The organism is Bradyrhizobium sp. 155, assembly GCF_023101105.1.
Lineage (GTDB): Bacteria > Pseudomonadota > Alphaproteobacteria > Rhizobiales > Xanthobacteraceae > Bradyrhizobium > Bradyrhizobium canariense_D.
This window is the reverse complement of sequence record NZ_CP064704.1, coordinates 1595877-1621712: the sequence shown is the minus strand read 5'-3', so window position 1 is coordinate 1621712 and position 25836 is coordinate 1595877. Positions and strand designations below refer to the sequence as shown.

Below are 25836 nucleotides of genomic sequence, written 5' to 3'. Positions count from 1 at the left end.
CAAAACTCGGCAATTGCCAAATTCTCACCTGGGTCATAACATGGTGTTATGCCCGAGCTGCGCCGGATGCTGCCCTCAAGTAACGCCCTGTTCGTCTTCGACGCAGCGGCGCGCAATGGCAGCTTCACGGCGGCGGCCGCCGAACTGAACGTCACCCAGCCTGCGGTGAGCCGGATGCTGGGTCAGTTCGAGGACCATCTCGGCGTTCGCCTATCCGACCGCAAGGCGGGACGCGCGGTGCTCACTGAGGAAGGCGAACTCTTGTATCGCCGCGTGCTCGAAGGCTTTCGCAGCATCGAAAGCGGGCTGGTCGAGATCGAGCGGCGCCGGAAGGGCACCGAGACGGTGACACTGTCGGTCTCCTCCGCCTTCACCACGCATTGGCTGATGCCGCGCATCGACAAGCTGCAGAAGCAATTTCCTCAGGTCGATTTGCGCTTTCAGCTGATCTCCGGCGCGCTGCGCGGACCAGTGGAGAATGTCGACCTCGGCATGCGCTTCCGCGATCGCGAGGAGCCGTCATCCGGTGGCACGCTGGTGATGAAGGAGGTCATGCTGCCGATGTGCAGCCCTGCCTATCTCGGCGAAACCGATCCCGCCGAAGGCAACACCATCATTCGGCTCGCCGAGACGCCGGGCGACTGGGCCGCGGATTACGCATCGCTTCTCACCGGGCGCCGCGGTGCGGCCAAGGCGCTGAGCTTCACGGACTATGCCGTCGTGATGCAGGCCGCCCTGCTCGGCCAGGGCATCGCGCTCGGTTGGCTGACGGTCGCCTCGCACTGGCTGTTGACCGGCGCGCTGGTGCCCGCCTCCGACACGCTCACCACCACACGCCGCATCTGCGAATTCCTGCCACCGCGCAACCGGCCGATGCGTCCCATCGCCGCCGAGATCCGCGACTGGATCACCGCGCAGATGAAAAGCGAGATCGCCGCGATCGACCGGCTCTATCCGAAGCTCGGCGCGATGGCGGCTTGCTACTAGAGCGTTTTCGGGCGAAGTGGACCGGTTCACGTGAAGAAAACGCATCAAAACCGGAGTCTAGGCGGGTGTCAGCGCGGCACAGTAACGATCGGGCAGGTGATCGCCGATCCCTGCCGGCAGCAGCACCGTGAGCCTGCCGACGACATCCGTCCGCGTGTTCTCGGATACGCCGCTGAGGAGATTGCGGACCTGCTCACCAATTCCAGCATTCGCCATTGGCTCATCCGAACCAACATTCGTCGTGAGCTGGCTGGCGCTGAATTTGGCGCCGCGTGCACAGGCGAGATAACGGCCGACGTGATGAAAGCCAAGCCCGGGCGGAGGCACGGTCGGGACGATGTCGGTGCCGTGCACGAGACGATAGGTCGTCCTGCCGAACGTACCGTTGTAGAGGGCGACGAAATCGTCGCGGCCCACGCGCGGACAACCGTAAAGATAGATCTGCGCATCCGCGAGCTGGAGCTGCTCCCGCGCGAAGTCCGCCGTTGCCACCGCGATCGCGGCGCCGAGGCTGTGCCCAGTGATGAAGATCGGTGATTTGCGCGCCAGCGCTGCCGCCAGTGCGCTCTTCACGTCGTCCCACACGGCCGCCGCCGCATCGACGAACCCCTGGTGCACGGGCGCCTTCGGTCGGCCAAGCGTGAAATCGCTGACCCAGTTCAGGAGATGAAGCGGGTCGGTGCCGGCGAAGGCGACAATGGTTGCGTCACCCTTGCTCGTGATGATCCCGCGCGTGTCGGTCAGCGGCAGCGTCGAATGCGCCGGCTGGCTCAGCAACTTGACGCCGGACAGATCCCAGAAAGGAGAGACCCTGTTGATCGTGTCCGGCACATGGGTCTCGTAGGCGAGTTGCGACATCCACATCATCGCGCGAGCGATGTCGAGATCAAAGCCGGTTGATGTCTCGTTGAATTTTGCAAATGCCCGTCGGTCATATTGATCGGGAGGAAGTTCGACCAGAATGCTCACATCAAGCTCCTAAATGGCTTATTGCTGCAATGCGTCGATCGAAAACGGAATGACGCTACCTTCGCATATGGCTGGAATTTTGACAATCTGTGCGCGTGCCCGGGACGTATTCTGCCTTTGCGCCTAAGGGGACAAGGTTGAGACGAGGCACCTCTCCCTCCGCGTCATTGCGAGCGTCGCGAACCAATCCAGAGTCCTTCCGCGGAGGAATTCTGGTTTGGTTCGCTACGCTCGCAATGACGGTATGGATAAAGTTTTGGCCTCTATCGATGCTCGATCGCGCGGATCGCGCCGCGGAGCTCGGCCAGGCCGCGGAGGCGGCCAATCGCGGTGTAGCCCGGATTGGTGCGCTTGGTGGCCGCGAGATCGTCGAGCATGCGATGGCCGTGGTCGGGCCGGAACACAATTTTCTGGCCGGGCGAACGCCGCGCGTTCTCCTTCAGCAGCGCCTTCAGCACCGAGACCATGTCGACGTCACCGTCGAGATGATCGGACTCGTAGAAGGACAGGCCATCCGCCTCGCGCTTGGTCGCGCGCAGATGCGCAAAGGCAATGCGCGGGCCGAAGCGTTCGGCCATCGCGGGAAGATTGTTCTCGGCGCGCACGCCAAGCGACCCCGTGCACAGGCAGATACCATTCGCCTTTGACGGCACCGCATCGAACAACGCCTGATAGTCATCGGCGCTGGACGCGACGCGCGGCAGACCGAACAGCGGGCGCGGCGGGTCGTCCGGATGCAGCGTCAATGAGACCCCGAGCTGCTCGGCGACGGGGGTGACGCGGCCCAAAAACTCGGCGAGATGCTGCCGCAGGATTTTTGGCGTGACGTCGCGATATGTTTCGAGCCGATCGCGGAATTGCGGGATGGTCATCGGCTCGGTGGTCGAGCCCGGCAGCGCGCTGGCGATGACCATGACGAGATAGTCGATATCTGCCTGGCTCATCTGCTCGAACAGTTTTTTCGCGCGGGCCTGCTGCTCGGGCGAGTATTCCTGGACGGCGGCGGGACGCTTCAGGATGTGCAGCTCGAAGGCCGCGAAACGGTCTTGATCGAAGCGCATGGCGCGGGCGCCGTTCGGCAGCTCCCATTCGAGATCGGTGCGGCACCAATCCACGACGGGCATGAAGTTGTAGCAGATGATCTTGATGCCGGCCGCGGCAACCGCCTCCAGGCTGGCGATCCATGTCTCGATCGAGCGCGTCGCTTTAGCCCCGAGACGCTTGACGTCGTCGGGGATCGGAATCGATTCCACCACCGACCAGGTCAGCCGCGAGCGCCCGGGTTGGCCGCTCTCGATGAAGTTCTTGCGCTCCTCGACCGCCTTGCGTGTCCAGGCTTCGCCGATCGGCACCTGATGCAGCGCCGAGACGATGTCGCTCGCGCCGGCCTGCCTGACATCATCCAGCGAGACCGGATCGTCCGGCCCATACCAGCGCCATCCCTCGAGCATCATAGGAATTCTCCCGGATCAGTTCGCGGTCAGCACGACCTTGACGCTCTGCGAGCGGTCGAGCGCCAGCAGCAGCGCGTCCGGCGCGGTGGACAGCGGCCGCTCGGCGGTGACCAGCGACAGCACGTCGACGCTGCCGTCCGCGATCAGCTCCACCGCCGTCATGAACTCGAGCCCGAAGCGGAACGAGCCGCGCAGGTCGATCTCCTTGGCCATCACCGCATTGGCCGGCACCGGAATCTGGCCACCCGGCAAATTGCCGATCTGCACCACAACGCCGCCGCGCCTGACGATACCGATCGCACTGGCAAGGCCTGCAGCCGTGCCCGAGACTTCGAAAGCGACATCGTAGGGGCGCGAGGCGGCCTGCGCCTTCAGGCCTTCCTCGCCGGCTGCGACATTCTCGACGTGAGAGGCGCCGAGCCGGGTCGCAAAGGCCAGCGGCGCCGGCGCGATGTCGGCCACCGTGATGTCGGTCATGCCGGCGCGGCGCGCGGCGAGCATGGTCAGAAGCCCGATCGGACCGGCGCCGAAGATGATGCCGCGCTTGCCATCGATGTTGCCGGCACGCGCGACGGCGTGCAGGCAGACCGCGAGCGGTTCGGCGAGCGCCGCGGCCTGATAGGACACATGATCGGGAATCTTCACGCACTGTGCCGGGATCGCGTCGAAATAGTTGGCAAAGCCGCCCTGCATGTGCGGTGTCTTCGAGGCCGAGCCCATGAAGTAGATATTCTCGCAGAGGTTTTGCCGGCCTTCGCGGCAAGCGACGCAATGGCCGCACCAGCGCGACGGGTTGACGGCGACACGGTCGCCGAGCTTCAGGTTCGCCGCGGAGCCCGCGATCTCCACGACCTCGCCTGAAATTTCGTGACCGAGCACTAGCGGCGATTTCACGACGAAATCGCCGGTGCGGGCATGACGGAAATAATGCATGTCCGAGCCGCAGATGCCGCCGGCGCCGAAACGGAGGCGCACCATGCCTTCAGCGAGCTTGTCGAGCGGATGCTCGACCATGCGCAGATCTTCGGGGCCAAACAGGGTTGCGGCGAGAGCAGTTGAGGTCATTTGGAAAGTCCCATGTATTTCGGCAGCCAGAGGGTCAGTTCGGGGATGTAGGTGATTGCGATCAGCGCAACCATCAGCGGCACCAGCCACGGCAGGATCGCCACCGTCGTGCGCTCGACCGAGAGCTTTGCGACGCGCGCGAGCACGAACAACACCATGCCGAGCGGCGGATGCAGCAGACCGATCATCAGGTTCAGCGTCATGATCAGACCGAAATGGATCGGGTCGATGCCGAGCTTGAGCACGATCGGCAACAGGATCGGCACCAGAATGGTGATCGCCGCCGTGGTGTCGATGAAGCAGCCGACGAACAGGATCAGGACGTTGGCGAGCGCCAGGAACACCCATTTGTTGTGGGTGATGCTGAGCATCCAGTCCGACAGCATCTGGGCTGCCTGCGACACCGTCAGCAGCCAGGCGAAGATCGAGGCTGCCGTGACGATGAACAGCACCGAAGCCGTGGTCTCGATGGTGTCGAAAGTCGCTTTCGCGACCGTTTTCATCGTCATGGTGCGGTAGCGTACCAGGCCGAGGAACAGCGACCAGATCACGGCGGCGACCGCGGCTTCCGTTGGGGTGAACCAGCCGAGCGTCATGCCGCCGATCAGGATCACCGGCGCCATCAGCGCCATCACCGCGGAGAAGTCGAAGTACCAGTCGATCGCGAGCAGCGCGAACAGGCCGAGACCAACTGCCCAATTGGTGGAGAGACCGGCGACCGTCAGAAGCCAGACAGCCATCGGGAAGCTCAATACGACGAGGATCTCAAGCCCTGCCGATCCCAATTGCGGCCAGGAGAACGGCGTATCGCTGCCCCATTTGTTCTTGTGCGCGAAGTAGGTGACGGTGGCCATCATCAGGAGCGTCAGCACGACGCCTGGAATGACGCCCCCCAGAAACAGCGCGCCGATCGAGACGTTGGCCATCATGCCGTAGATCACGAAAGGCAGCGACGGCGGGATGATCGGCCCGAGCGTGGCGGAGGCCGCGGTGACGCCCACGGAGAATTCCGTGGAGTAGCCGTGGTCCTTCATCGCCTTGATCTCGATGGTACCGAGACCGGCGGCATCCGCGATCGCGGTGCCAGACATGCCGGAGAAGATCACCGAGCCAATGATATTGACGTGGCCGAGGCCGCCGCGCATCCAGCCGACCAGCGCGACGGCGAATTTGTAGATGCGCCCGGTGACGCCGGCGATGTTCATCAGATTGCCGGCCAGGATGAAGAACGGCACGGCGAGCAGCGGAAAGCTCTCGATACCGGCGATCATGCGCTGCGCCAGCGTGACGTCGGGCGTCACGCCGCTGACCAGGATGTAGAGCAGCGACGACGCCGCCATGGCGATGGCCACGGGAACGCCGAGCAGCATGAGGATGAGGAAGCCTCCAAGCAACAGCAACATGGAATTACCCTTCAAAGCCGTCGTAGGCGCCGGGACGTTCGAGGATCGAGTAGCCCTGCCGCAAATGTTGTATGGCCACTTGCACCGAGCGGACGAACATCAGCACGAAGCCCGCCAGCACGGCGTAATAGACGTAGTCCTTGGGAAGATTGATGGTGGTCATGGATTCGTCGCCGATGATCTGGATGTAGACCCAGACCAGCTTGATGGCGTAACCGAAGAAGACGATCCGGATCAGATCGATCACTGTCGACAATGCGCGCGCCACAAGGTGCGGAAGATAGCGATAGAGCAGGTCGACCTGGATGTGCCGCGACAGCCGCACGCACATCGAGGAGCCGATGAAGACCACGCCGATCAGGCAGTAGGTCGCGATCTCCTCGGTCCAGGCGTAGCTGTCGTTGAGGACGTAACGGGTGAAGAACTGGAGGAAGACGGCGAGCGCCATCACCCAGAAGATCGCCAGCGCGACCCAGTCCTCAAAAGCGTAGATGCCGAGATCGACCTTGGGCGTCGCCTCTTCCTCGAAGGTGTGGGCGATCTCGTCCGCGGTGATCTGCCGGTGCGTTTCGGCGGTGGACATGGGTGTGCTCCTCAAACTGATCACGTCGTTCCGGGATGGTGCGTCAGCACCAGACCCGGAACCTCGAGATTTTCAGGTGCGCAATTGCACACCGTAGTTCGGTCCAGCGGACCGCCCCGGGATGGCGACTACGTCATTACTTCACCGCCTGAATGCGTTCCCAGTCGGCCTTGCGGTAGCCGAAGGTCTCGAACGCGACGTTCTTCAGCACGGTGTCGCGGAACTCGCTCTTGTCGACCTCGGTGACGGTCAGGCCCTTCTCCTTGAAGAAGGCGACCAGCTTGGCCTCGTTCTGTTTGATCTCCGCGGTCGCCTTGGCGGCGGCCTCCTGCGCGACGTCGGTGAAGGTCTTCTTGTCCTCGTCGCTGAGCTTCTTCCAGAGCGCACCGGCCACCACCGTGTTGAGATGGTCGACGATGTGGCCGGTCAGCACGATGTGCTTCTGCACCTCGTAGAACTTCTTGGCCTCGATCGTGGTGAGCGGATTCTCCTGGGCTTCGACGGTACCGTTCTGGAGCGCCAGATAGACTTCGGCGAACGCGATCGGCGCGGTGTTGGCGCCGCAGGCGCGCGGCATAGCGAGATAGGCGGGCACATCGGGCACGCGCATCTTCAGACCCTTGAGGTCGGCACAGGTCTTGATCGGCTTGTTCGACGAGGTCTGGCGCACGCCGTAATAGGTCACCGCGACGATGTGGTGGCCGCTCTTGTCCTCATAACCCTTGGTGAGCTCCTTGAAGATGTCGCTCTTGGTGTAGGCGAGCAGATGATCGGCATCGCGGAAGGTGTAGGGATAATAGGTCACGCCGATCGGCGGAAAGCTCTTGGCCGCGAAGCTCGAGCCGGAGATGATGATGTCGACCGAACCGAGCGAAAGGCCCTGGTTGATGTCGGCCTCCTTGCCGAGCTGCGACGCTGGATAGACGTCGATCGCATAGCGCCCGTTGGTGCGCTTGCCGATCTCCTGCGCGGCCCAGACCGAAGCAGTGTGGAAGGGCTCCGAGGTCTCGTAGACATGGGCCCATTTGAGCTTGGTCTGCGCCATGCCGGCGCCAGCCGTAGCAATCATCGCCGCGGCCGAGACCGCCAGCACCATTGTCATCTTTTTCAACACTGACTTTTCCTCCCTTTTTCAAGTCTGCTTCTTTTAAATCCGCTTCTTGTCCGCCCGCCCCCAAACGCGGGTGCGGGCCGCACGATCTCATCGCGGTCGCGCGCTGCTGCTCGCAGCTCGCTTCTTCTTCGGCGCACGTTCCGGTTTTGTCGGTTTTGCCGTCGATCGCGCCGCGCGCCCGGAGGACGGTCCTGCCGCGCTCTCGGCTCCGAAGTTCTGCGCAAAGCGCTCCTGGGATCTCGCGAGATGATCGCGCATGGCTTCGCGCGCGGCCCCGGAATCATGCGCCGCGATCGCGTCGCGCACCGCGCGATGCTCGTCGAGTGCAGTGCGCCACGTGCCCGGGCTCTCGAAATAATGCGCAAGCTGCGCGAAATAGGGATTGAGGCGCTGGTCGAACAACTCGCCGACCACGCGCACCAGAACGGCATTGCCGAGGCTTCCGGCGATCGCGACGTGGAAGGCGCGGTCGTGGACCATCGAGGCTTCGCCGGGGTGTTCTACATTCTCCATCGCGACAAGGGACGCATCGATGCGGGCAAGGTCGTCCTTCGTCGCCACGCGCGCGGCTTCTTCGGCGATGGCGCTTTCCAGGAACTCGCGGGCACGCAACAGCTCGAACGGGCCCTCGATGACGGAAGCAGGCGCGGTCGCCGCAACCGCCGCAGGCTCGATCACATAGATGCCGGAACCGACGCGGATACGAAGGCGGCCCTCGACTTCGAGCGCGATCAGGGCTTCGCGCACCGTCGGCCTGGATATCTTGAGCTGCTCGGCGAGTTCGCGCTCGGTCGGCAAGCGGCTGCCGACCGCGTACTCACCGCTGTCGATCAGGCTTCGCAATTGATCGGCGACTTGGCGATAAAGCCGTCTCGCCTCCACAGCTTCCAGTGGCACGCTGGTCCTCCCGAAAGGGTCATGCCGGCAGCTCTCGCTGCCCGCGGCCCGCCAATTTTGGAAAATTGGTCTTACCAATTGACCGCAAGCATTGACCGAGGACGGGCGCCATGTCAAGCAGCGGCCAAACAAGGGGAGAGACGACATGCGCCTCGGCCGCGCCAATCTCGACCGGCTGCCACCCGGCATCCGCCGCCCGGCCTACGACCGTTCGCGCGTCACCTCTGGCATCGTGCATCTCGGCCTTGGCGCGTTTCATCGCGCCCACCAGGCCGTCGTCATCGACGATTGTCTTGGCGCCGGCGCGACGTCGTGGGGCATCGTCGGCGCGAGCTTGCGCAGCCCTGATACACGCGATGCCCTCGCCCCGCAGGATCATCTCTATACGGTTGCCGTCCGTGCAGCCAAAGGCACCGAACACCGCATCATCGGTGCGCTGCTCGACAGCGTGGTCGCGCGCGAAAGCCCGGCACGATTGGTCGAGCGAATGGCCGATCCCGCCATTCGCATCGTCTCCCTCACCGTCACCGAGAAGGGCTATTGCCACACGCCGCAGACCGGCGATCTCGACGAACGGCATCCTGATGTCGTGCACGACCTCAACAATTTCGACGCGCCGCGCTCGGCTCCCGGCTTCATCATCGCCGCGCTGGCGCGCCGGCGGGCGCTGGGCGCCCTGCCCTTTACCGTGCTGAGCTGCGACAACCTCGCCGCCAACGGCCACACCGTACAGCGGATCGTGACGCAATTCGCCGCGCTGCGCTCGAAGGATCTCGGCAAGTGGATCGCGGATACGGTGGCCTTCCCCTCGACCATGGTCGACCGGATCGTGCCGGAGACGACGGATAGTGACCGCGATGCGGTTTCATCGGCGCTCGGTTTACGCGATGCATGGCCCGTCATGACCGAGCCCTTCACGCAATGGGTGGTCGAGGATCGCTTTACGGCCGGCCGGCCCGATCTTGCCGCCGCGGGCGTCGAACTGGTGAACGACGTCAAGCCGTTCGAGCTGATGAAGCTGCGGCTGCTCAACGCCAGCCATTCGGCGCTGGCCTATCTCGGCTATCTCGCAGGCTACGAGACCATCGCCGACACCATGCTGGATCCGCATTTCGCGCGCCTCGCCGCGCAGGTGATGGAAGAGGCCGCGGTGACATTGACGATGCCATCAGGCGCAGATCTGGCCGCCTATCGCGCCTCACTGCTCAAGCGCTTCGCCAATCCGGCACTGCATCACCGCACCTGGCAGATCGCGATGGACGGCTCGCAAAAGCTGCCGCAGCGCCTGCTCGGCGCGATCCAGGATCGTCTCGCCAGGAACCTGCCGATCGCGACGCATGCGCTCGCGGTGGCCGGCTGGATGCGCTACGTCAGCGGCCTTGACGAGAAGGGCCGCACCATCGACGTGCGCGATCCGCTCGCAGCCGAGTTCGCCGGCTTGGCGCGCGAGGCAGGTCCTGTCGCCGAACGATTGGCACCCGCGCTGCTCGGCGTCGGAAAAGTGTTCGGGCCCTTGGGCGCCGAGCCGCGCCTGCGCGAAGCCGTGACCGCTGCGCTCGGCCGGCTCTACAAGGATGGCGCGCGGCGTGCGGTGGAGATTCTGGTCTCGGCGTGACCACAAAACGGGCAGCGATGCTGCATTGCGGTCCAGATCGACGGAAAGTCGACGGAAGTCTTGCTTGATTTTTGCCTGTCATTGCCCCACCCGAGAGGCATGGCAAAGGACAGCAAGGTGATCGCCGCGAACGCAGCGTTCTACGCCGCCTTTTCGACCGGCGATTTCGACGAAATGGAGCGGATGTGGGCGGACGATGACGCCATTTCCTGCATTCATCCCGGCTGGCCGGCCATCATCGGCCGGGCCACGGTGATCGGAAGCTGGCGCGACATCCTGCAGAGTCCGGAGCGGCCGCAGATCGTCTGCGCGGAACCGCAGGCCATCGTCGATGGCGACAGCGCGCGCGTGCTCTGCATCGAGATCGTCGACGGCACGGCATTGGCTGCGGCCAACCACTTTCGGCGCGTCGGCGACGACTGGCGCCTGGTGCACCACCAGTCCAGCCCAATCGCGCAGATTGTCGAGCAAGCTGAGGACGATAGAGCGAGCCACCGCGTCCATTGAGGGCGCCCGGCCCGCAGGCACATTCTACTGTGCATAGGGTTGTTTTTCAGTTTTTTTGTTTTGCCGCCTCACCCGAGCCCCGACAGATCATCCAGCACGACCCGCGCCTGGCTAAAATCGTCGTCCCGGAAGAACATGCTTCTGGTGATGAGCACGGGAATGTTCGCCCGCGAAGCTGCGGTCAGGCCGTTAGCGGAATCCTCGATCGCGACGCAGTCGGACGCGTTGAGCTTCAGCCGCGCCAGGGTCTCGACATAGACATCCGGCGCAGGCTTTTTGTGCGGCACGTCATCCCCGGCGACGATCGCATCAAAATCCGCGGCCCAGCCCTTTCCCAGGGCGCGCGACAGCAGCGCGTCGATGTTGGCGTGCGACGTGGTCGTCGCGATCGCGAGCCGCTGGCGGCGCGCCTTGGCAGCGACGAGGAGATCCGTCACCCCGGGCCGTAAGGGGCAGCAGCCGGTTTGGACCAGTTCGGCATAATGCGCGGTCTTGATGCGGTGGAGTTCCGCGATGTCCACATCCGATAATGGCGCGGCGATCCTCAGCCTTTCATGGTGGGCGCGAATGCGTTCCTTGCCGCCCGTGACCCGCAGCAGGTCCTTGTAGACGGCCCGATCCCATTGCCAATCGAGACCGTGGTGGGCGAACGCATGGTTGAAGGCCTGCCGATGCAGCTCTTCGGTCTCAGCCAAGGTGCCGTCGACGTCGAAGATCAGCGCGGCGGCGCGGCGGACTAGCTCAGCCGCGTCAGATAGCATGATGGCTGGCGCTTCTGCCTGCATGATCGATGCGTCCCTCCGGTGAGCGACCATCGCCTGCACAGGCGGGCGAGACAAATTGCAATATCTTTTGCCGGACCCAAAAATCTCTTATGAGCGGAGGCGCGCTGCGGCGCGAACGGGAACTCCGACCTGCAAGGAAGATGTATGCGGCTCTTTATCCTTGGCCTCGGCTACAGTGCGCGGCACTTCGTCCGCCTGTTCGGTGGCCGCTTCTCGCATATCGCCGGCACGGTGCGCGATCCCGCGCAGCGGGGCGCTCTCGCCGGCGTCGAGGTGCATGCTTTCTCCGGCAGCAGTCCGGCACGCGAGACGATCGAACGCATGAGGGACGCGGATGTCCTTCTCGTTTCGATCCCGCCCGGCAGTGCCGGCGATCCCGCAATCGCGGCCTTCTCCGGCCTGCTGGCGGCGGGCGGCGACCGCAAGATCGTCTATTTGTCCACGATCGGCGTATATGGTGATCACGCCGGCGGCTGGGTCGACGAGAGCACGCCGCCGAAGGCGGACCTCGACCGGACGCGCATGCGGGTCGCGGCGGAACAGGCATGGACCGACACGACCGGTGGCGACGCCGCGATCCTGCGGCTTGCGGGTATCTATGGCCCCGGCCGTAACGCGCTGGTGACGCTGCGCGCTGGAACGGCGCGGCGCATCATCAAGCCGGGACAGGTGTTCAACCGCATCCACGTCGACGACATCGCGAGCGCGATCATGGCTGCGATTCATCACCCGAGCGGCGGCACGTGGAACGTCTGCGACGACGAGCCGGCGCCGCCGCAGGAGGTGATCGCTTACGCGGCGAAGCTGATGAATGTTGCACCGCCGCCGGAAGAGCCGTTCGAGACCGCCGAGATGTCGGCGATGGCCCGCAGCTTCTATGCGAGCAGCGCCCGCGTCTCCAACGCGAAAATGAAGTGCGAGCTCGGCGTCACGCTTGCTTATCCGACCTACCGCCACGCCCTGGATGCGTTGTGGCAAGCGGGGGAAGGAGGATCATGATCAAGCGTCAGCTCAACACGCCATACTTCTTGAACCAGGCCTGGGCCTGCTTCCAGGCATCTTCTGCTGCGTCCTTGCGATAGCTGCCGCGGTAGTCGGCATGGAAGCCATGCGGCGCTTCCGGATAGATCTTGAACTCGGCCGTCTTCTTGTTCTGCTCCAAGGCTGTCTTGAGCTGCTCGACCTGGGCGACGGGAATGCCGGTATCGGCGCCGCCATAGAGGCCGAGCACCGGTGCCTTCATCTCGGGCGCGAGCTGCATCGGGCTCTTCGGCCACGGCCGATTGGCTGGATCGACCGGCGGACCGTAGAAGGCGACGCCGGCCTTGAGGCTGCCCCTGTGAGCGGCATATTCCCAGACGGTGCGTCCGCCGCGGCAGAAGCCGATGATGCCGAGCTTACCGGTGTCGCCGCCTTGCGATCCCGCCCACGCCACCGTCGCATCGAGATCGGACAGCAGCTCCGCGTCCGGCTTGGCATTGACGATCGGCAGCAGGTCCTTGATCTCGGTGACCTTGGTCAAATCGACGCCCTTGCGGAAATAATAGTCGGGCGCGATCGCGAAAGCGCCGAGCTTGCCGAGGCGCCGCGTCACATCCTTGATGTATTCGTGCAGGCCGAAAATCTCCATCGCCACGATGATCACCGGCGCTTTGGTGTTGCCGGCGGGGCGGGCAAAATACGCATGCATCTGCTCGGAGCCGACCTTGATCTTGGCGTCCCCGGTCTGGAGGCCGCGGGTGTCGGTCGTGATCGCCTCGGCGCGCACGGGCCCGGCCGCAAGCGTGTAGCCGGCGGCGACGGCCGCAGTCGCGCTCATGAATCCGCGGGGCGAGACCGGAGCGACCTTGGTCAGCCCGACGACGTCGGATGTCATGGTGGTATCGATACTCATGGGTTCATCCTTCCTGATGCGTGCGCCTGATCGTTCAGGCGACGCATTCGCCATAGTTGCCGGCAAACGCAAATCACCAGCCTGCGAACGCGCTGCTTTCAGGCCTTGTTTTCAGGTCTTGTTCTGATGCTGTTTCACTGGCGCAGTCTCGGGCATGAGGCTCATCGCGACTAGTCCGACGATCGCCGCGAGCAGCAGGTACCAGGCCGGCGCCAGCGGATTTCCGGTGACGTGGAGGAGCCAGGTGACCACGAGCTGCGCCGTACCGCCGAAGCTGGCGATCGCGACCGCGTAGACGGTCGCGAACACACCGCCGCGGATGTTCTGGGGCAGCGCCTCGGTGAAGGTCGCGTAGAACGCAGTGAACGGCAGCGAGCCGATGACGGACAGAACACCGAAACCAACCAGGAGCGACAACGCGCCGGAGGCATGGACGATCCAGAGGAAGGTCGGGTAGGTCAGCAGCAGCGTTGCGAGCTGCGGCCAGATCATCACCGGCTTGCGACCGAGACGATCTGCCAGCCAGCCCCCGACCAGCGCGCCGACAAACTGGATGCCGTTGCTGACCAGCGACACGGCGAAAGCCAGTGTCGACGACAGATGCAGCGTGTTCTGCGCATAGGTCGTCATGTATTGGGTGACGTAGGTCGAGATCGTGCCGCTTGCCAGGATCATCAGCGCAAGTCCGATGACGCCAAGGTGCCGTCTCGCCTGCGAGAGATGACCAGTGTGCTCGACGGTGCGGGCACCGGCTTCGGCCTGCGGGATAGTCTCGGGCAGCGTCCGGCGCATCCAGAACCCGAACGGCAGGCACACCGCTCCGATCAGAAACGCCACCCGCCAGCCATAGGCGTCGAGCATCTCCGGCCCCATCGTCTTACTCAGGATGACGCCGACGAGCGCGCCTGCGGTCGTCGCGGCGATCTCCTGGCTGGCCGGTTGCCAGGCCACCACCAGCGCGCGATGCTGGGGCGGGGCGATCTCCATCAGATAGGCGGTGGTCGGTCCAACCTCCCCGCCCAGAGCAAAGCCTTGCGCCATACGCGCCGCGATCACGATGACGGGCGCTGCAAGACCGATCGATCGATAGGACGGCGTGAGCGCGATGGTCAGGATCGATAGCCCCATGAGCGCGAAGCTCAGCAGCATGGCAGGCCGCCGGCCGATCCGGTCGGAATAGATCCCAAGCACGATTCCGCCGATCGGCCGCGTCACGAAGCCGGCGCCGAAAGTCGCCAGCGACAGCATCAGGCTGCCGTACTCGCTTCCCGTCGGGAAGAAGGTATGGCCGATCTGGATGGCGAAGAAGCTGTAGGTGATGAAGTCGTAGAACTCGAGCATGTTGCCGACGGTGGCGGCCAATGCTGCGCGCTTGACGCTGAACGGCTTCACTTGCTCTATCATTCCCGGGCTCGATCCTATTTCGATTTAACCGCCTAGCCGCATTGCAACGCAACATTCATTAACCGAAAACGGTGGTTCTCTCGCCCCCTTTTCCGCTGCCCGAGTTGCTGCCGATCCGTCCGCTCGCGCGATTCGAAGCGCATCGCGCAACAAATGGGCTTTGCGGTGGTCGCAGCGACACATCATGTTGCACGCACATCCCGCGCGAGCGGAATCTGCGCGTACACCGCGGTCATTTGAGTGAAATTTTCAGAAGAGTTGAGCCGGGGGATTTACTCGAACTTTGTTCGTGACGCTCTAGTTCCACGACTGGAAGGTTCCGCCTCTCTCAGGGAGCTTCATTATCAGCCACCCGGATTGCGCTGCCAAAAGCTCAATTGAGTAAAGATATTGAAATGTATTTGGCTCGCGAAGCGATCGAATTATTGGGGCAGATGGCCCGCATCCTGTGGTTCGAAGGCGCCAAGCATGGCCTGCGCGACCGCGAATGGATGGCGCTGCGTTTCCTCTCCCGTGCCAACCGGTTTTCCCGGACGCCCTCGGCGCTCGCCAGCTACGTTGGCACCACGCGCGCCACCGCCTCGTTCATCATCGGCGAGCTCGAGCGACTGGGCTACATCGAGCGCAAGCGCTCCGCCATGGACAAGCGCTCCGTGTTGCTGAGCGTGACGCAGCAGGGCAAGAAATTTCTCGTGCGCGACCCCACCAGCGTTCTGCTCGAGGCCATTGCCGTTCTCGACGACGAGGCCAAGACTCGCTTTCGCGACACACTCCGGCACGCGCTCGATCAGGCCGATGCGGCCGAACAGCGGCACCATACCGACGTCTGCAAGCGATGCATCTTCCTCCGCGAGGATCGCACCACCACGGACAGCAGGACGACCGCCGAGTTCAGCTGCCGCCTGTTTCGGGCGCCGATCGCGGAGGCGGAGGTCGATCTGCTATGCACCAGCTTCGAGCATCACCGCAAATAGAAGTGGCCCTCGATCAGGGCGTGGCCTTGCGTGACGAATAGATGACGCCCCCGCTGGACTCGACCACCAGACGTCCGTTCTCGTTTTTGATCTCCTCGATACGGCCAAGGCCGGGCACCTGCTGTCCCAACACCGCCTCGACGACGCCGTTCGGGCCTTGCAGGATCGCTATCCCCTCATAGGCCTGGCGGACCGACCAGCCCTTGACCGTCTTGCGCGGCGCCGAGATGCGCTCGGAAGGTGCTACCGATCCCGTGATCTCGGGCGTAGCGGCCGAGGCCATCATTGGCATTGGCTGTGTGGCGACGGGCGTCGGAGCCTGGGCCTGCACCTGGGCAAGCTTGTCGAGCTTCACCGTAGAGGACGAGCTCACCCGTTCGATGCGATCAAGATTTTCGCCAAACCGGCCAAAACGGTCATTGGTCGCCTTGCTCGATTGATCGACCGCGGTGCGCAGGCCGTCGAGATTGTCGGACACGCCCGACACCTGCCTGCGCAGTTGCGCCACCGTCTCGCGCAGATTCCTGATCTCAGTGTTGGCCGCGACGTTGCTCTGGGCAGGCTGCATGGTGAGATAGGCGATCACTCCGGTGCAGGCGCAGACGACCAGGATCGCAGCGACCGCCAATGTCGCGAGCGGCACGACCCATGTCGGACGCGGGGGCGGCGGCTTGGCCACGATCACGGCCGGCTTGATCACGATGGGCGTAGGCTTGGAAATTGCCATCTTGTCGAGGCGCGCCTTGGCGCGAATACGCTTCAGACCCTCGAGCGCCTCTTTCGCCAGAGTTTCATCACTCGCTGCTGCCGACGCAGGCTTGGTGTTCGCAGGCTTGGTATTTGCAGCAGGCTTGGTATTTGCAAAAGGCTTGGTATTTGCAAAAGGCTTGGCATTTACAAAAGGCCTGGCCGTCGGCGCCGCATTGTCTCTGGCATCGCGCGTCTCCGCGGCCGGTTTCGCCGCTGCGGAAACATCGGCGTTCGCGTTGGGACGAGCTTGTCCATCGGACAACATGCGAGAATGCTCCGTTCGGTTCGATCTGTCGAACGGTGACATTATTTGCCGAAGCTTGCCTGAAACGTGCGCATCGAAAACTTCTCATCACGCGCGATGCGACGTCACATGAGTCAAACGCGTCACGCACGTGGCGAGAGTGCGACTCGAAAGACACACCCTCGCCAAGATTTCGCCAAGCTGGAGTCGCCTCGCCATACATGAGTCGAATTGTCGCACGTGGAAACGCGATGACGAGAGTCAATCCCGGGTTGAAAACCCATCAATGTGCATGAAGCGCAGCACCACCCGAAATAGCTGTAATCATACGGGGATGCGGAACTTTAGAACCGCCAAGGTGCAAAACTAGTTCGAATTCCAAATCAACTGATGCGATTGAATATACAAAGAAACAACTCGAACCAAACCAACAGCATCAAGCACGTGTAGCAAACGCTTAGTTGCGCACGCTTGATAGGAAATCGGCAATTGTTACGGTCCTACTCAAGTGATTCTCGCCAGTTGGCGAGGGGATTGACACAGTACAGTAGCGTTCGGACGCATGAGCGACTTGGCGCAATTGTTCTAGGTCGCTTTCTCAATCCGCTCCGCGAGGTGATCCGCAAGACACCCGCCGAGCCTCACGCAGTAAGCGTTCAGTATCGAGTCGAAGTAGCAGGCCTGCGAGACGCAGGCACTGAATGCGTAGGGCTGCCCGCGAATATCGAAACCATAATAACGGTTCGCGGGAAGAAATATCGTCAAACAGCACAGTTGCCGAGCCGGGCATCACAACAACCAACCGGCCGTAACAAGTGCGAAACAGGGGCGAAAGACTGATGTATATTATCGTTGATGATCGCGAGAGCGTCACGAACAGCTATGTCGGAGGGCTCGTTCGCGAAGGTGTATCGTCGATCGGCTTCTCCTCCGGAGAATTCTGGGACTGGCTGCAATCTGCGAGTGAATCGGATCTGGCCGCGGTGGACGCCTTCCTCCTCGGGGATTGCGACACCCGCGGAAGCCTGCCGCGGGCGATGCGCAAGCGCTCCTCGGCGCCCATCATCGCCATGAGCGGCCAAAAGATGCTCAAGAACACGCTGGAGCTCTTCGAATCGGGCGTCGATGACGTCGTCCACATACCGATTCACCTCCGCGAGATCCTCGCCCGAACGGCCGCGATTGCGCGCCGCCGGGTCGGGGAACTGCCGAGGCCCTGCGAGACCAGGATCCAGGTCTTCTTCAACGGACGTGACCCCGAGATCGCTGGCCACGCCCTCACCCTGCCACGCCGCGAACTGCGCATTCTCGAATATATGGTCAGCAACCACGGCAAGTGGGTCACCAAGACGCAGATCTTCAACGCGGTCTACGGCATCTTCGAAGCGACGTTCGACGAGAGCGTGATCGAGAGCCACGTCAGCAAACTGCGCAAGAAGCTCCGCGACCGCCTCGGCTTCGATGCGATCGTGGCGCGGCGTTACGTCGGGTACCGCCTCGACATCCCGGCCGGCGAAACCATCGACGTGCCGATGCAGGAGCTCGACGAAGTCGGCATCCTGCTCAACAGGTCGCATGCCGCTCCGGCGGCGTATCCGGCCGGAAACTGATCGGCAGGGCGCTGCCACGCAACCGACAACGGCCTCGCGAACCACCTTCGCAGGGGCCGTTGTAGTTTCAGCGACATCAACGGCGAACAGAGGCGCGGCAGTACCGGCGCCGCGGCTCGCGTCTAAGTATGATTCTAGAGGCTCGCTTCTGATTCAATCAGAACCGGTAATGCCTAGGGCTTCTGCTGGAATTCTTCCTTCGACACGTAATTGAAGTCCTCGACAAGGACGTCCTGGACGACTTCGGCCTGCATTCGCTCGTTGACACGCTGCTTGATGGCCGTTGTGAGGATGGAGAGGTCGTAACGGGCGAGTTTTCTGAAATCCAGGCGGTCGTCGGCATAGATCCTGCGGAAGGCTTCATCGACGACGAACGGCTCGGGCGGCACGTTGAGCTGATGCATGGTCCGCGCCTCTACGGTGTAGACGAAGCGCGCGACGATGTAGCCCTGCACGTTGCCACTCTCGACCATTGGCACGCTCAGGGCCCGCGTCTTCTGGTACTGCAGCCCGTCGAGATATTCATCCTTTGCCGGCAGCAGACTGCCATTTTCCTTCCAATAGGCCACGGCATAGCTCGTTCCCGCGGTGAGGATGCATACCCAGAGCCCGGCTAGCACGAGTCTGATCATTTTCCGTCCTGTGCTGCGCGGCCGGTATAGGTGCCGTCCGATTCGGCGTCCTTGATGGCCTTGACGATGATGCTCGCAACCTCGCGCACCGCATCGTAATGCATTTCGAGGATGGAACGGTTTCGCTCGAGCTTCTCGCGCAGCCGCTGGACCTCCTCGGTGATCTCGACCTCGCCGCCGAGGTGCATTCGTGCCCGCATCAGACGGACGAATTCCAGCATGCTCCGGCTCTTCCGGGCGCTGAACTCGTCGAAGTCGATCTTCTTGCCGGTCGCGAGCGCGGCCGTCTCCTCTTCGACGATGCCTTCGAGCCGGCGGATCGCAGCCAGCAGGCCGCGTACCTCGTCCGATCTCGCCGCGTCCGCGCCGTCGTTCGCCACCTCGCCGCCGACATTCGGCAGCAGCACGGGCAACAGGGCATCCCCCGACACGGCCGCCGTCGTCATCGCCTCGCGGTCCACGACCGGCTGTTCCATCACCAGGGCCGCCGCGCCTTCTTGTGCCTGCATAGGAAATTCACCCTTCAACTTCTGTCATCCATTCCCGGATCGTCATCCGGCCTTGCCCGAAGCGTCCGGTCCCGCCGGATGCGCGGCAGCGAGCTGCTTGGCAATGCCAATGCCCTTGCCCTTTGCCAGCTGAGCACCAAGCTGCTCCGCCAGCATCGACTTCCAGACGCCGCCGGCCGTGCCTTTTCCAAAGACCTGCTCCGACTCCTTCGGCAGCATCGTCTCGACGAAGGTCTGGAGGATGAAGGCCTCGAACTTGCGGTACACCTCGCCGGATGCCGGCGCCTTGATCACCTGCACCGGCGCCCCGTTCACCGCACCCGACTGGGGTTCCGAGATCTTCGTCGCGAATTGATCGGCAGCAGCCGCCTTGGCCTTGCCGACCTCCGCGTCCATCGTGGCGGCGAAATCCGCGTCCGATGATTTCAGCGCGTCGAGCTTCGCGGTGGCCGCGCGCTGCGTCACGGGATCGGCGGCGTCGAGGACGTCGAGAACGAGGTCGGGTGTCGCTGTCACGATCATGTCTTGGTCCGATTGGCTAGCCGTGGCGGCCACTCGCGCACGGTGAGGCTTGTTCCCGTCAGCTCCTCGAGCGATCGCTTCTCGGCGTCGCGAAGCTTGTCCGCGAGCGCCGCCTTCGCGACCTGCTCGAACTGCTTCACACGGCGGCTCTCCGTGCGAACCTGGTCGAGCTGCTGCGAGGCCTGGGCCTGAATCGCGCGAGCGCCGACGCTGGCTCTGGTCAGGCGCCGCGCGATCGATTCGCTCGATGATCCCGCCGGCGGCTTCCCCTCGTTGAGAGTTCCGACCAGCCATTCCTGCTCGTCCTGCAAGCTGCGCTCCTGCTGGCGCAGATGAGCGAGCTGCCACTCTGACAGCCGAAGCTGGAGCTTCACGAGCGAGACCATCCGGCCGAGCTTGTCCGCGCGCGACGTCATGACCGATCACTCCGCCAGCCACGACGAGACGCCGAGCATGAATTGCGTCAGGAGTTCGTCGCTGGTGAGGTAGAGCAGCAGGAAGCCGCCGAACAGCACGAAGGGCACCGAGATGAAATAGACCGGAATCGCCGGCGTCAGCTTGTTGATCAGGCCGACCGCCAAGTTGACGACGACCGAATAGACGATGAAAGGGCTGGCGATCCGCAGCGTCAGCACGAACGCCTCCGACAGCCTGCCGACGAGCTGGTCGAGCGGCATGCTGCCGCCGAGCCGGTCGCCGGGATGCCAGACGGCGTAGGAGTTCATCAGTCCGCGCAGGACCTGCCAGTGCTGGTCGGTCATGAAGAACAGCGTGGTGACGGCCGTCATGATCAGCGGCACCAGGGCCGGCGCCGGATCGGTATCGCCGACCGGGGTCCCCGGGATGTTGCTCAGCCCGATCGCGCTCGCCATCACGGTGGCCATGGTCTGGAGTGCGAGGAAGAACACGCGACCGCCGAGCCCGATGACGCAGCCGACCACGAGCTCGGAGCAGATCAGGAGCGCGAGCGTCAGGGGCGCCGCGTTGTCCGTAAGGGGTTTCAGGACGGCGATCAGGATCGGCGTCAGCGCAAACGTCGTGACGAGCGCGACGAACAAGCGGACCTGGGCCGGAACGTTGACGCTGGAATAGCCGGGCACCAGCATCAGGCAGGCACCGATGCGGCAGAACACGATGAACGTCACCAGCACGCTATCGGTGAGGCCGCTGATCACGATATGGCTCCGAGGGCCCGGATCTCGGTGCTGCGCGCGACCTCGACATGCGACAGGATCGGCAGTGTCGGAAAGACCCGCTCCAGGATCATCCGGACGTAGGGACGCGCTTCCGGGGTCACCGCCAGCACCACGCTGGTGCCGTTCTCGGTGAACTTGCGGATCGCGGCGCTGGCTTCGGTCGCAAACTGCTCGATCAGGCGCGGATCGGCGTCGAATTCGACGACGTCGCCCTTGGCGTCGCGCTTCAGGCTCTGGTGAAACGCGAGATCCCAACGGTTGCCGAGACGCACGACGTTGAGCACGCCGTTGTCGGAGAGATCGCCGCAAATCTGCTGGGCAAGACGGGTACGCACGTGCTCGGCCACCTGCTCGGAGCGCCGCACATGGGGCGCGATCTCGGCGATGGCTTCGAGGATCAGATGGAGGTTGCGGATTGACACGCGCTCGGCCAGCAGGATCTTCAGGATCGCCAGCAGCCCCGAATACGATATCTGCGACGGGCAGAGATCCTCGACAAGGCGCTTGTATTCGGGATCGAGCCGGTCGAGCAGGCCGCGCATGTCCTTGTAGGACAGGAGCTGGGCGAGGTTGGCCCTGATCACTTCGCTCAGATGCGTGAGCAGCACCGACAGATTGTCGACCGGCTTGCAGCCCTGACGCTTGACCTCGTCGGTGAAAGCGTCCGTCACCCACAGCGCCTTCATGCCGAAGGCCGGCTCGATCACCTCTTCGCCGGGAACGTCGGGCTTGCCATCCTTGTCGACCAGCACCAGCACTTCGCCGAGCCTGAGCTCGCCCTGGGCGACGCGGGTGTCGTGGATCCGGATCTGGTATCCTTTGGGATCGATCGACAGATTGTCGGTGAGCTTGATCTCGGGAACCACGAAGCCGTACTGCTTGGCGAACTTCTTGCGGATCTTGGCCACGCGGTGCGCCAGCTCGGTGCGCGAGCCCAGCAGATGGACCGAGAGGTGGCCGCCGAGCGCCAGCTCGATCTCCGCGGTCTTAAGCGATTCCTTGACGGATTCCTTGGCATCGACCTGGGCGCGTTCGTCGGCCTTGCGCGCATCTTCCTTGCGCCTCAGGGCTGCCTGCCGCCTCGGCAACGAGTATCCGACGAAGGCCATGACGCCGCCGAGCAGCAGGAAGGGCGCCGTCGGCAGCCCCGGCATCAAGGCGAGCACGAACATCATCAGCGCGGCGGCCGACACCGCGCGCGGATAGCCGCCGAGCTGCCGCAACACCGCCTGCTCGGCCGAACCTCTGGTGCCGCCCTTCGAGACGAGCAGGCCCGCCGACAGCGACACGATCAGCGCGGGCATCTGCGTTACCAGGCCGTCGCCCACGGAGAGCTTGGTGTAGACGTCGGCGGCGCGTGCCAGCGTCAATCCATGATGCGTCACGCCGATGATGATACCGCCGAAAATGTTGATCGCGGTGATGATCAGGCCGGCGACGGCGTCGCCGCGGACGAATTTCGAGGCGCCGTCCATGGCGCCGAAGAACGCGCTCTCCTCTTCCAGCTCGCGGCGCCGGCGCTGGGCTTCCTTGTCGTCGATCAGGCCCGCGGATAGATCCGCGTCGATCGCCATCTGCTTGCCCGGGATCGCATCCAGGGTGAAGCGGGCGCCCACTTCGGCGATACGCGTTGCGCCCTTGGTGATCACGACGAAGTTCACCGTGACCAGAATCGCAAAGATGATCAGGCCGATGACGAAGTCACCACCCATGACGAACTTCGAGAAACCGGCAACGACATGGCCCGCGGCGTTTTCGCCCTCCCCGCCGCGCGACAGGATGAGACGGGTCGTTGCGACGTTGAGCGCAAGCCGCAGGATCGTCGCGATCAGGAGCACGGTCGGGAAGGCCGAGAAATCAAGCGGCCGCTGGATCCACAGTGCGACCATTAGGATCAGTGCCGAGAGCGCGATCGAGAACGCGAGGCCGAGATCGATCAGGATCGGCGGTATGGGCAGGAACAGGATCGTGAGCATGGCCACGATGCCGCCCGCGAAAAAGGCGTCGGCGCCCAATCGTCGCGGGGTCGGCAGGCTAGCAGCTAACGTATCGGACATGGGTCACCGGCAGAGGATCCGGCCCGTAATCTGCCGTGCAAAGCTTACGCGGGGGTGGTGGCAGGGGTGGCAGAGGTGGCCGGGACCGTCGGGTCAGAAGCCGCGCTCGATGTGCGAATAGACCATCTCAGTGAAGGTGGAGAGATGGGCTCCGATGAAGGAGCCGGAGACGGCAACGACCACGAGAATGACGATGATCTTCGGAACGAAAGTCAGCGTCACCTCCTGGATCTGGGTCAGGGCCTGGATCAGCGCGATGATGGTGCCGACCAGCATCGCGGCACCGACGGCAGGTCCGGAGGCGACGATAATGGTCCAGATCGCCGCCTGGACGATGTCGAGAGCGTCCCGTTCGTTCATGACTGGCTGATCGTGAGACCGGGGCCGATCGCGACCTTCGTGCCGTTCTCGAGTGTCGCGACCGAGCCGTCGCTGTTGATGGAGATCGAGGCGACCTTGCCGCTGAAGCTCGCTCCTGTCGCATCCGTGAAGCTGACGGTCTTTCCGATCAGCCCGTCGGCCTGCGACAGCGACTGCGAAGACAGCAGAGCGTCGAGCTTGGTGTTGGTCTGCATCGCCTGCTCGACCGACGAGAGCTGCGCAAACTGGCTCATGTATTGCGAGGTATCCATCGGATTGGTCGGATCCTGATTCTTCATCTCTGCAATGAGGAGCCGGAGAAACGTATTGTAGTCGACGCCGGTGCTCGACGTCGACGTCGTCGAGCTGGTCGAACTGGACGACTTGCTGGTGCTATCGGTCGCGCTGGTGACGTTCATGTATCTCTCCGCTGTCAGGCAGCCTCGAATGGGGAATCAATCGTGGCGCCGGCCAGGATGGCCTGCTCCACTGGAAACAGTGCCCGAATCCGCTTGAGCGCCTCGAAGTAACGGGTCGCCCCGACCAGGTCGTCGACCGCACCAAGCCCGACCAGCATCTCCTGGCTCTCGCACACCGCGAGCAGAGCGGCGTGATGCTGCCCGTAGAGAGCCGAAGCATCCCGGACATCGGTCGGATTCATCAGCATGAGCTGGACGATGAAATAGAGCTGCCGCAGCGCCGTGGTGGCGTCGGAGGCCTGCATGATCTGTCCTTCGAGCAGGAACATCACGTCATTGACGAGCTCGACGGAGACCTTGCGGTCCACGCGCAGCACAGCGCCGTTGATGTAGACCCGTTCGCCCGCACGCAAGGATATCTTCATTAAAGTGCGTCTCGGATCAGGCGGTTGATTTCGATGAGCTGGATCACGTCATTCGACTTTTCTTCGCGAAGGCGGTCGGCTTCCTTGACCACCCACAGCCCGATCGAGATGATGTCGGCGCGCAGCTTTTCCGGAAGCCCGTTTTCCGGATGCGCGAGATCCTCGATGAAGATCGTCCACAGCCGCCGCACATAGAGCAGGCTCTCGACCAGATCCTCCAGGCTGAAGCGGTCCTTCTGGATCCGCTCGAGCCGGTCGATGCCAAGGCTGAGCGCCTGCCGCTCGCGGCCCCGCGCCTCATAGCCGCTCTCGTCGACGACCGCTTCATAGGCTTCAAACGTCATCAGGACAACTCTGCGCAGGAGACCGAACAACAAGACAAGGATTACGAGCCTTACGAAGGAGCAGGACTTAGAGATAGTTGATGAGGCTGATCTTCTGGAGCTGCGAGGTGAGCGCAAGTGCCGTCTGGATCTGCGTCTGCAAGGTGTTGACCCTGACGGAGGCTTCCGTCGGATCGACCTTCTCTATACCCACGATCTGATTGTTCAGAATGTCCTGCTGCGTCTTGAGCTTGTCGGTTACGGAGGTGATCCGCTGCTGGACCGTGCCGATGTCGCCGCCGAGGGTGGCAAGGTCAGTGATGGCGTTTCCGACAAGGCCGATGGCCTTGTCCACGACAACCTGGAACGTCGCTTGGTCCAGGTTGGCGTTCCCGAGATCTGCCATCATGGTGTAGGCCTCGGCGAGCTTGCGGAAGCCTGTCTGATTGGCGCTGACGGAGGTATCCGCGATCTCCGTCGTGGAGATACGGCTTTGCATGACCTGGTCGGTGGCCGATGACCAATTGGTGTTCCAGGCCGGGCTCGCGAACTCGGCATCGAAGGTGGTGTCGAGGAAGGTCTGCATCTGGACCGGGGTGATGCTGTTCACGCTGGGCGATGATTGCGAGAAGCCGAAGGTCGCAAGGAAGTCGGCATCGACCTGGTTCTTGCTGGCCGAGCCCGCGGTGTAGGCCGTGATTGGCGTGTTCTGCGTGTTGATGCCCGAGAAGAGAGACGAGCCGTTATAGGAGACGTTCAGCGCGCCAATCAGATCCTGGAGGTTGGAGGACGCAGGCGGCAGGATGATCCGTCCGCCGCCGTCGGTGCTGCGAGCCGCGATCAGATCCTTGAGGAAGTCCGTTGCGGTCGAACCAAGCTGGGTGATCCGGCTCTGCGTTATGTCCAGCCGTCCCGAGACCAACCCGTTGGTATCGACGAGCTGATCGGCGAAGCTCAAATCCGCCCGCAAGGTGACGTCGCCTCCCGTCGTGGCACCAAGTTCGAGGCCGACATCGGCGAAGCGGCCGGTGGTGGCTTCCTTCGAAGCTTTGGCCAGCGCGGCCTGATTGTTGGTGATCGAAGATCTCAAGGAAGAAGACAGCATCAAGGTCGAGATGTAGTTTGCGCTCATCATGAC

28 protein-coding genes are annotated in these 25836 nt (G+C 63.3%); 6 read left to right on the top strand and 22 right to left on the bottom strand.

The annotated features are described in order from the left end of the window. Positions 1 to 48: 48 nt before the first annotated feature. Positions 49 to 987, top strand: coding sequence for a LysR family transcriptional regulator (locus IVA93_RS07980; protein ID WP_018454005.1), 939 nt, complete (start codon positions 49 to 51; stop codon positions 985 to 987). 57 nt (positions 988 to 1044) lie between these two features. Here IVA93_RS07980 and IVA93_RS07975 read toward each other — a convergent pair whose 3' ends face one another. The 7 genes from IVA93_RS07975 to IVA93_RS07945 form a co-directional block, all read right to left on the bottom strand. Beyond that, positions 1045 to 1956, bottom strand: coding sequence for a lipase family protein (locus tag IVA93_RS07975; RefSeq protein ID WP_018454004.1), 912 nt, complete (start codon positions 1954 to 1956; stop codon positions 1045 to 1047). 263 nt (positions 1957 to 2219) lie between these two features. Further along, positions 2220 to 3410: a mannonate dehydratase gene (uxuA, locus tag IVA93_RS07970; protein WP_018454003.1), complete on the bottom strand. Its 1191-nt coding sequence runs from the start codon at positions 3408 to 3410 to the stop codon at positions 2220 to 2222. 15 nt (positions 3411 to 3425) lie between these two features. Beyond that, the gene (locus tag IVA93_RS07965; protein ID WP_018454002.1) at positions 3426 to 4475 is read right to left on the bottom strand and encodes an L-idonate 5-dehydrogenase; all 1050 of its coding nucleotides are present in this window, start codon (positions 4473 to 4475) and stop codon (positions 3426 to 3428) included. Continuing rightward, entirely contained in the window at positions 4472 to 5878 is a 1407-nt protein-coding gene (locus IVA93_RS07960) for a TRAP transporter large permease (protein ID WP_018454001.1), read from the bottom strand. Before IVA93_RS07960 ends, IVA93_RS07965 begins: the two co-directional genes overlap by 4 nt. Before the next feature lie 4 nt (positions 5879 to 5882). Continuing rightward, positions 5883 to 6461, bottom strand: a complete 579-nt coding sequence (locus IVA93_RS07955) for a TRAP transporter small permease (protein WP_018454000.1) — start codon at positions 6459 to 6461, stop codon at positions 5883 to 5885. Between the two features lie 136 nt (positions 6462 to 6597). Then, complete coding sequence (locus tag IVA93_RS07950) at positions 6598 to 7557, bottom strand: sialic acid TRAP transporter substrate-binding protein SiaP (protein WP_018453999.1); 960 nt, start codon at positions 7555 to 7557, stop codon at positions 6598 to 6600. 105 nt (positions 7558 to 7662) lie between these two features. Next, the gene (locus IVA93_RS07945; protein WP_026232647.1) at positions 7663 to 8472 is read right to left on the bottom strand and encodes a FadR/GntR family transcriptional regulator; all 810 of its coding nucleotides are present in this window, start codon (positions 8470 to 8472) and stop codon (positions 7663 to 7665) included. Positions 8473 to 8617: 145 nt separating this feature from the next. On the opposite strand from IVA93_RS07945, the gene IVA93_RS07940 reads away from it, so the two are divergent. Together IVA93_RS07940 and IVA93_RS07935 are read left to right on the top strand one after the other, a co-directional pair. Then, positions 8618 to 10087, top strand: a complete 1470-nt coding sequence (locus IVA93_RS07940; protein WP_026232646.1) for a mannitol dehydrogenase family protein — start codon at positions 8618 to 8620, stop codon at positions 10085 to 10087. Between the two features lie 99 nt (positions 10088 to 10186). Continuing rightward, the gene (locus IVA93_RS07935) at positions 10187 to 10594 is read left to right on the top strand and encodes a nuclear transport factor 2 family protein (RefSeq protein WP_018453996.1); all 408 of its coding nucleotides are present in this window, start codon (positions 10187 to 10189) and stop codon (positions 10592 to 10594) included. A 68-nt stretch (positions 10595 to 10662) separates the two neighbouring features. Here IVA93_RS07935 and IVA93_RS07930 read toward each other — a convergent pair whose 3' ends face one another. Next, positions 10663 to 11379, bottom strand: a complete 717-nt coding sequence (locus tag IVA93_RS07930) for an HAD family hydrolase (RefSeq protein WP_026232645.1) — start codon at positions 11377 to 11379, stop codon at positions 10663 to 10665. Positions 11380 to 11523: 144 nt separating this feature from the next. Between IVA93_RS07930 and IVA93_RS07925 the strand changes: the two genes are divergently transcribed. Further along, on the top strand, positions 11524 to 12378 hold the full coding sequence (locus tag IVA93_RS07925) for an SDR family oxidoreductase (protein ID WP_018453994.1): 855 nt from the start codon (positions 11524 to 11526) through the stop codon (positions 12376 to 12378). Between the two features lie 7 nt (positions 12379 to 12385). Here the strand turns inward: IVA93_RS07925 and IVA93_RS07920 are convergent, their stop codons facing one another. Together IVA93_RS07920 and IVA93_RS07915 are read right to left on the bottom strand one after the other, a co-directional pair. Then, positions 12386 to 13273 (bottom strand): dienelactone hydrolase family protein, encoded by an 888-nt coding sequence (locus IVA93_RS07920; RefSeq protein WP_018453993.1) that lies wholly within the window; start codon positions 13271 to 13273, stop codon positions 12386 to 12388. A 111-nt stretch (positions 13274 to 13384) separates the two neighbouring features. Next, positions 13385 to 14677 carry an MFS transporter gene (locus IVA93_RS07915; RefSeq protein WP_026232644.1) on the bottom strand — a complete coding sequence of 431 codons (1293 nt, stop codon included), beginning with the start codon at positions 14675 to 14677 and terminating at the stop codon, positions 13385 to 13387. A 395-nt stretch (positions 14678 to 15072) separates the two neighbouring features. Between IVA93_RS07915 and IVA93_RS07910 the strand changes: the two genes are divergently transcribed. Next, positions 15073 to 15651: a MarR family winged helix-turn-helix transcriptional regulator gene (locus IVA93_RS07910; protein WP_018453991.1), complete on the top strand. Its 579-nt coding sequence runs from the start codon at positions 15073 to 15075 to the stop codon at positions 15649 to 15651. Positions 15652 to 15664: 13 nt separating this feature from the next. On the opposite strand, the gene IVA93_RS07905 is transcribed toward IVA93_RS07910, so the two are convergent. After that, positions 15665 to 16666: a hypothetical protein gene (locus IVA93_RS07905; RefSeq protein WP_018453990.1), complete on the bottom strand. Its 1002-nt coding sequence runs from the start codon at positions 16664 to 16666 to the stop codon at positions 15665 to 15667. A gap of 818 nt (positions 16667 to 17484) precedes the next feature. Here IVA93_RS07905 and IVA93_RS07900 point away from each other — a divergent pair. Then, on the top strand, positions 17485 to 18255 hold the full coding sequence (locus IVA93_RS07900; protein ID WP_018453989.1) for a response regulator transcription factor: 771 nt from the start codon (positions 17485 to 17487) through the stop codon (positions 18253 to 18255). Positions 18256 to 18428: 173 nt separating this feature from the next. On the opposite strand, the gene IVA93_RS07895 is transcribed toward IVA93_RS07900, so the two are convergent. The 11 genes from IVA93_RS07895 to IVA93_RS07845 form a co-directional block, all read right to left on the bottom strand. After that, positions 18429 to 18887 (bottom strand): hypothetical protein, encoded by a 459-nt coding sequence (locus tag IVA93_RS07895; protein ID WP_018453988.1) that lies wholly within the window; start codon positions 18885 to 18887, stop codon positions 18429 to 18431. Then, the gene (locus tag IVA93_RS07890) at positions 18884 to 19396 is read right to left on the bottom strand and encodes a FlgN protein (RefSeq protein ID WP_018453987.1); all 513 of its coding nucleotides are present in this window, start codon (positions 19394 to 19396) and stop codon (positions 18884 to 18886) included. The genes IVA93_RS07895 and IVA93_RS07890 overlap by 4 nt, the downstream gene beginning before the upstream one ends. A gap of 42 nt (positions 19397 to 19438) precedes the next feature. After that, on the bottom strand, positions 19439 to 19918 hold the full coding sequence (locus IVA93_RS07885; RefSeq protein WP_018453986.1) for a rod-binding protein: 480 nt from the start codon (positions 19916 to 19918) through the stop codon (positions 19439 to 19441). After that, positions 19915 to 20334 (bottom strand): hypothetical protein, encoded by a 420-nt coding sequence (locus tag IVA93_RS07880; protein ID WP_018453985.1) that lies wholly within the window; start codon positions 20332 to 20334, stop codon positions 19915 to 19917. The genes IVA93_RS07885 and IVA93_RS07880 overlap by 4 nt, the downstream gene beginning before the upstream one ends. A 6-nt stretch (positions 20335 to 20340) precedes the next feature. After that, a complete protein-coding gene (fliR, locus tag IVA93_RS07875; protein ID WP_018453984.1) occupies positions 20341 to 21093 on the bottom strand; it encodes a flagellar biosynthesis protein FliR in 753 nt (250 codons plus the stop codon). After that, positions 21090 to 23171 (bottom strand): flagellar biosynthesis protein FlhA, encoded by a 2082-nt coding sequence (gene flhA / locus IVA93_RS07870; protein ID WP_085385299.1) that lies wholly within the window; start codon positions 23169 to 23171, stop codon positions 21090 to 21092. The genes fliR and flhA overlap by 4 nt, the downstream gene beginning before the upstream one ends. A 93-nt stretch (positions 23172 to 23264) precedes the next feature. Further along, positions 23265 to 23531 (bottom strand): flagellar biosynthesis protein FliQ, encoded by a 267-nt coding sequence (fliQ, locus tag IVA93_RS07865; protein ID WP_018453982.1) that lies wholly within the window; start codon positions 23529 to 23531, stop codon positions 23265 to 23267. Next, a complete protein-coding gene (gene flgD / locus IVA93_RS07860; RefSeq protein WP_018453981.1) occupies positions 23528 to 23950 on the bottom strand; it encodes a flagellar hook assembly protein FlgD in 423 nt (140 codons plus the stop codon). Before flgD ends, fliQ begins: the two co-directional genes overlap by 4 nt. A 14-nt stretch (positions 23951 to 23964) precedes the next feature. Then, the gene (gene flbT / locus IVA93_RS07855) at positions 23965 to 24375 is read right to left on the bottom strand and encodes a flagellar biosynthesis repressor FlbT (protein WP_018453980.1); all 411 of its coding nucleotides are present in this window, start codon (positions 24373 to 24375) and stop codon (positions 23965 to 23967) included. Then, positions 24375 to 24719, bottom strand: a complete 345-nt coding sequence (gene flaF / locus IVA93_RS07850) for a flagellar biosynthesis regulator FlaF (RefSeq protein WP_018453979.1) — start codon at positions 24717 to 24719, stop codon at positions 24375 to 24377. The genes flbT and flaF overlap by 1 nt, the downstream gene beginning before the upstream one ends. A gap of 67 nt (positions 24720 to 24786) precedes the next feature. After that, the gene (locus IVA93_RS07845) at positions 24787 to 25833 is read right to left on the bottom strand and encodes a flagellar hook-associated family protein (protein ID WP_018453978.1); all 1047 of its coding nucleotides are present in this window, start codon (positions 25831 to 25833) and stop codon (positions 24787 to 24789) included. Positions 25834 to 25836: the final 3 nt, after the last annotated feature.

Bases quoted from the DNA above. Each gene is read 5' to 3' on its own strand.
- IVA93_RS07980 (WP_018454005.1), top strand. From the start codon at position 49: ATGCCCGAGCTGCGCCGGATGCTGCCCTCAAGTAACGCCCTGTTCGTC.
- uxuA (WP_018454003.1), bottom strand. From the start codon at position 3,410: ATGATGCTCGAGGGATGGCGCTGGTATGGGCCGGACGATCCGGTCTCG.
- IVA93_RS07965 (WP_018454002.1), bottom strand. From the start codon at position 4,475: ATGACCTCAACTGCTCTCGCCGCAACCCTGTTTGGCCCCGAAGATCTG.
- IVA93_RS07960 (WP_018454001.1), bottom strand. From the start codon at position 5,878: ATGTTGCTGTTGCTTGGAGGCTTCCTCATCCTCATGCTGCTCGGCGTT.
- IVA93_RS07955 (WP_018454000.1), bottom strand. From the start codon at position 6,461: ATGTCCACCGCCGAAACGCACCGGCAGATCACCGCGGACGAGATCGCC.
- IVA93_RS07950 (WP_018453999.1), bottom strand. From the start codon at position 7,557: ATGGTGCTGGCGGTCTCGGCCGCGGCGATGATTGCTACGGCTGGCGCC.
- IVA93_RS07940 (WP_026232646.1), top strand. From the start codon at position 8,618: ATGCGCCTCGGCCGCGCCAATCTCGACCGGCTGCCACCCGGCATCCGC.
- IVA93_RS07935 (WP_018453996.1), top strand. From the start codon at position 10,187: ATGGCAAAGGACAGCAAGGTGATCGCCGCGAACGCAGCGTTCTACGCC.
- IVA93_RS07930 (WP_026232645.1), bottom strand. From the start codon at position 11,379: ATGCAGGCAGAAGCGCCAGCCATCATGCTATCTGACGCGGCTGAGCTA.
- IVA93_RS07925 (WP_018453994.1), top strand. From the start codon at position 11,524: ATGCGGCTCTTTATCCTTGGCCTCGGCTACAGTGCGCGGCACTTCGTC.
- IVA93_RS07920 (WP_018453993.1), bottom strand. From the start codon at position 13,273: ATGAGTATCGATACCACCATGACATCCGACGTCGTCGGGCTGACCAAG.
- IVA93_RS07915 (WP_026232644.1), bottom strand. From the start codon at position 14,677: ATGATAGAGCAAGTGAAGCCGTTCAGCGTCAAGCGCGCAGCATTGGCC.
- IVA93_RS07910 (WP_018453991.1), top strand. From the start codon at position 15,073: ATGTATTTGGCTCGCGAAGCGATCGAATTATTGGGGCAGATGGCCCGC.
- IVA93_RS07905 (WP_018453990.1), bottom strand. From the start codon at position 16,666: ATGTTGTCCGATGGACAAGCTCGTCCCAACGCGAACGCCGATGTTTCC.
- IVA93_RS07900 (WP_018453989.1), top strand. From the start codon at position 17,485: ATGTATATTATCGTTGATGATCGCGAGAGCGTCACGAACAGCTATGTC.
- IVA93_RS07895 (WP_018453988.1), bottom strand. From the start codon at position 18,887: ATGATCAGACTCGTGCTAGCCGGGCTCTGGGTATGCATCCTCACCGCG.
- IVA93_RS07890 (WP_018453987.1), bottom strand. From the start codon at position 19,396: ATGCAGGCACAAGAAGGCGCGGCGGCCCTGGTGATGGAACAGCCGGTC.
- IVA93_RS07885 (WP_018453986.1), bottom strand. From the start codon at position 19,918: ATGATCGTGACAGCGACACCCGACCTCGTTCTCGACGTCCTCGACGCC.
- IVA93_RS07880 (WP_018453985.1), bottom strand. From the start codon at position 20,334: ATGACGTCGCGCGCGGACAAGCTCGGCCGGATGGTCTCGCTCGTGAAG.
- flhA (WP_085385299.1), bottom strand. From the start codon at position 23,171: ATGTCCGATACGTTAGCTGCTAGCCTGCCGACCCCGCGACGATTGGGC.
- fliQ (WP_018453982.1), bottom strand. From the start codon at position 23,531: ATGAACGAACGGGACGCTCTCGACATCGTCCAGGCGGCGATCTGGACC.
- flgD (WP_018453981.1), bottom strand. From the start codon at position 23,950: ATGAACGTCACCAGCGCGACCGATAGCACCAGCAAGTCGTCCAGTTCG.
- flbT (WP_018453980.1), bottom strand. From the start codon at position 24,375: ATGAAGATATCCTTGCGTGCGGGCGAACGGGTCTACATCAACGGCGCT.
- flaF (WP_018453979.1), bottom strand. From the start codon at position 24,719: ATGACGTTTGAAGCCTATGAAGCGGTCGTCGACGAGAGCGGCTATGAG.
- IVA93_RS07845 (WP_018453978.1), bottom strand. From the start codon at position 25,833: ATGATGAGCGCAAACTACATCTCGACCTTGATGCTGTCTTCTTCCTTG.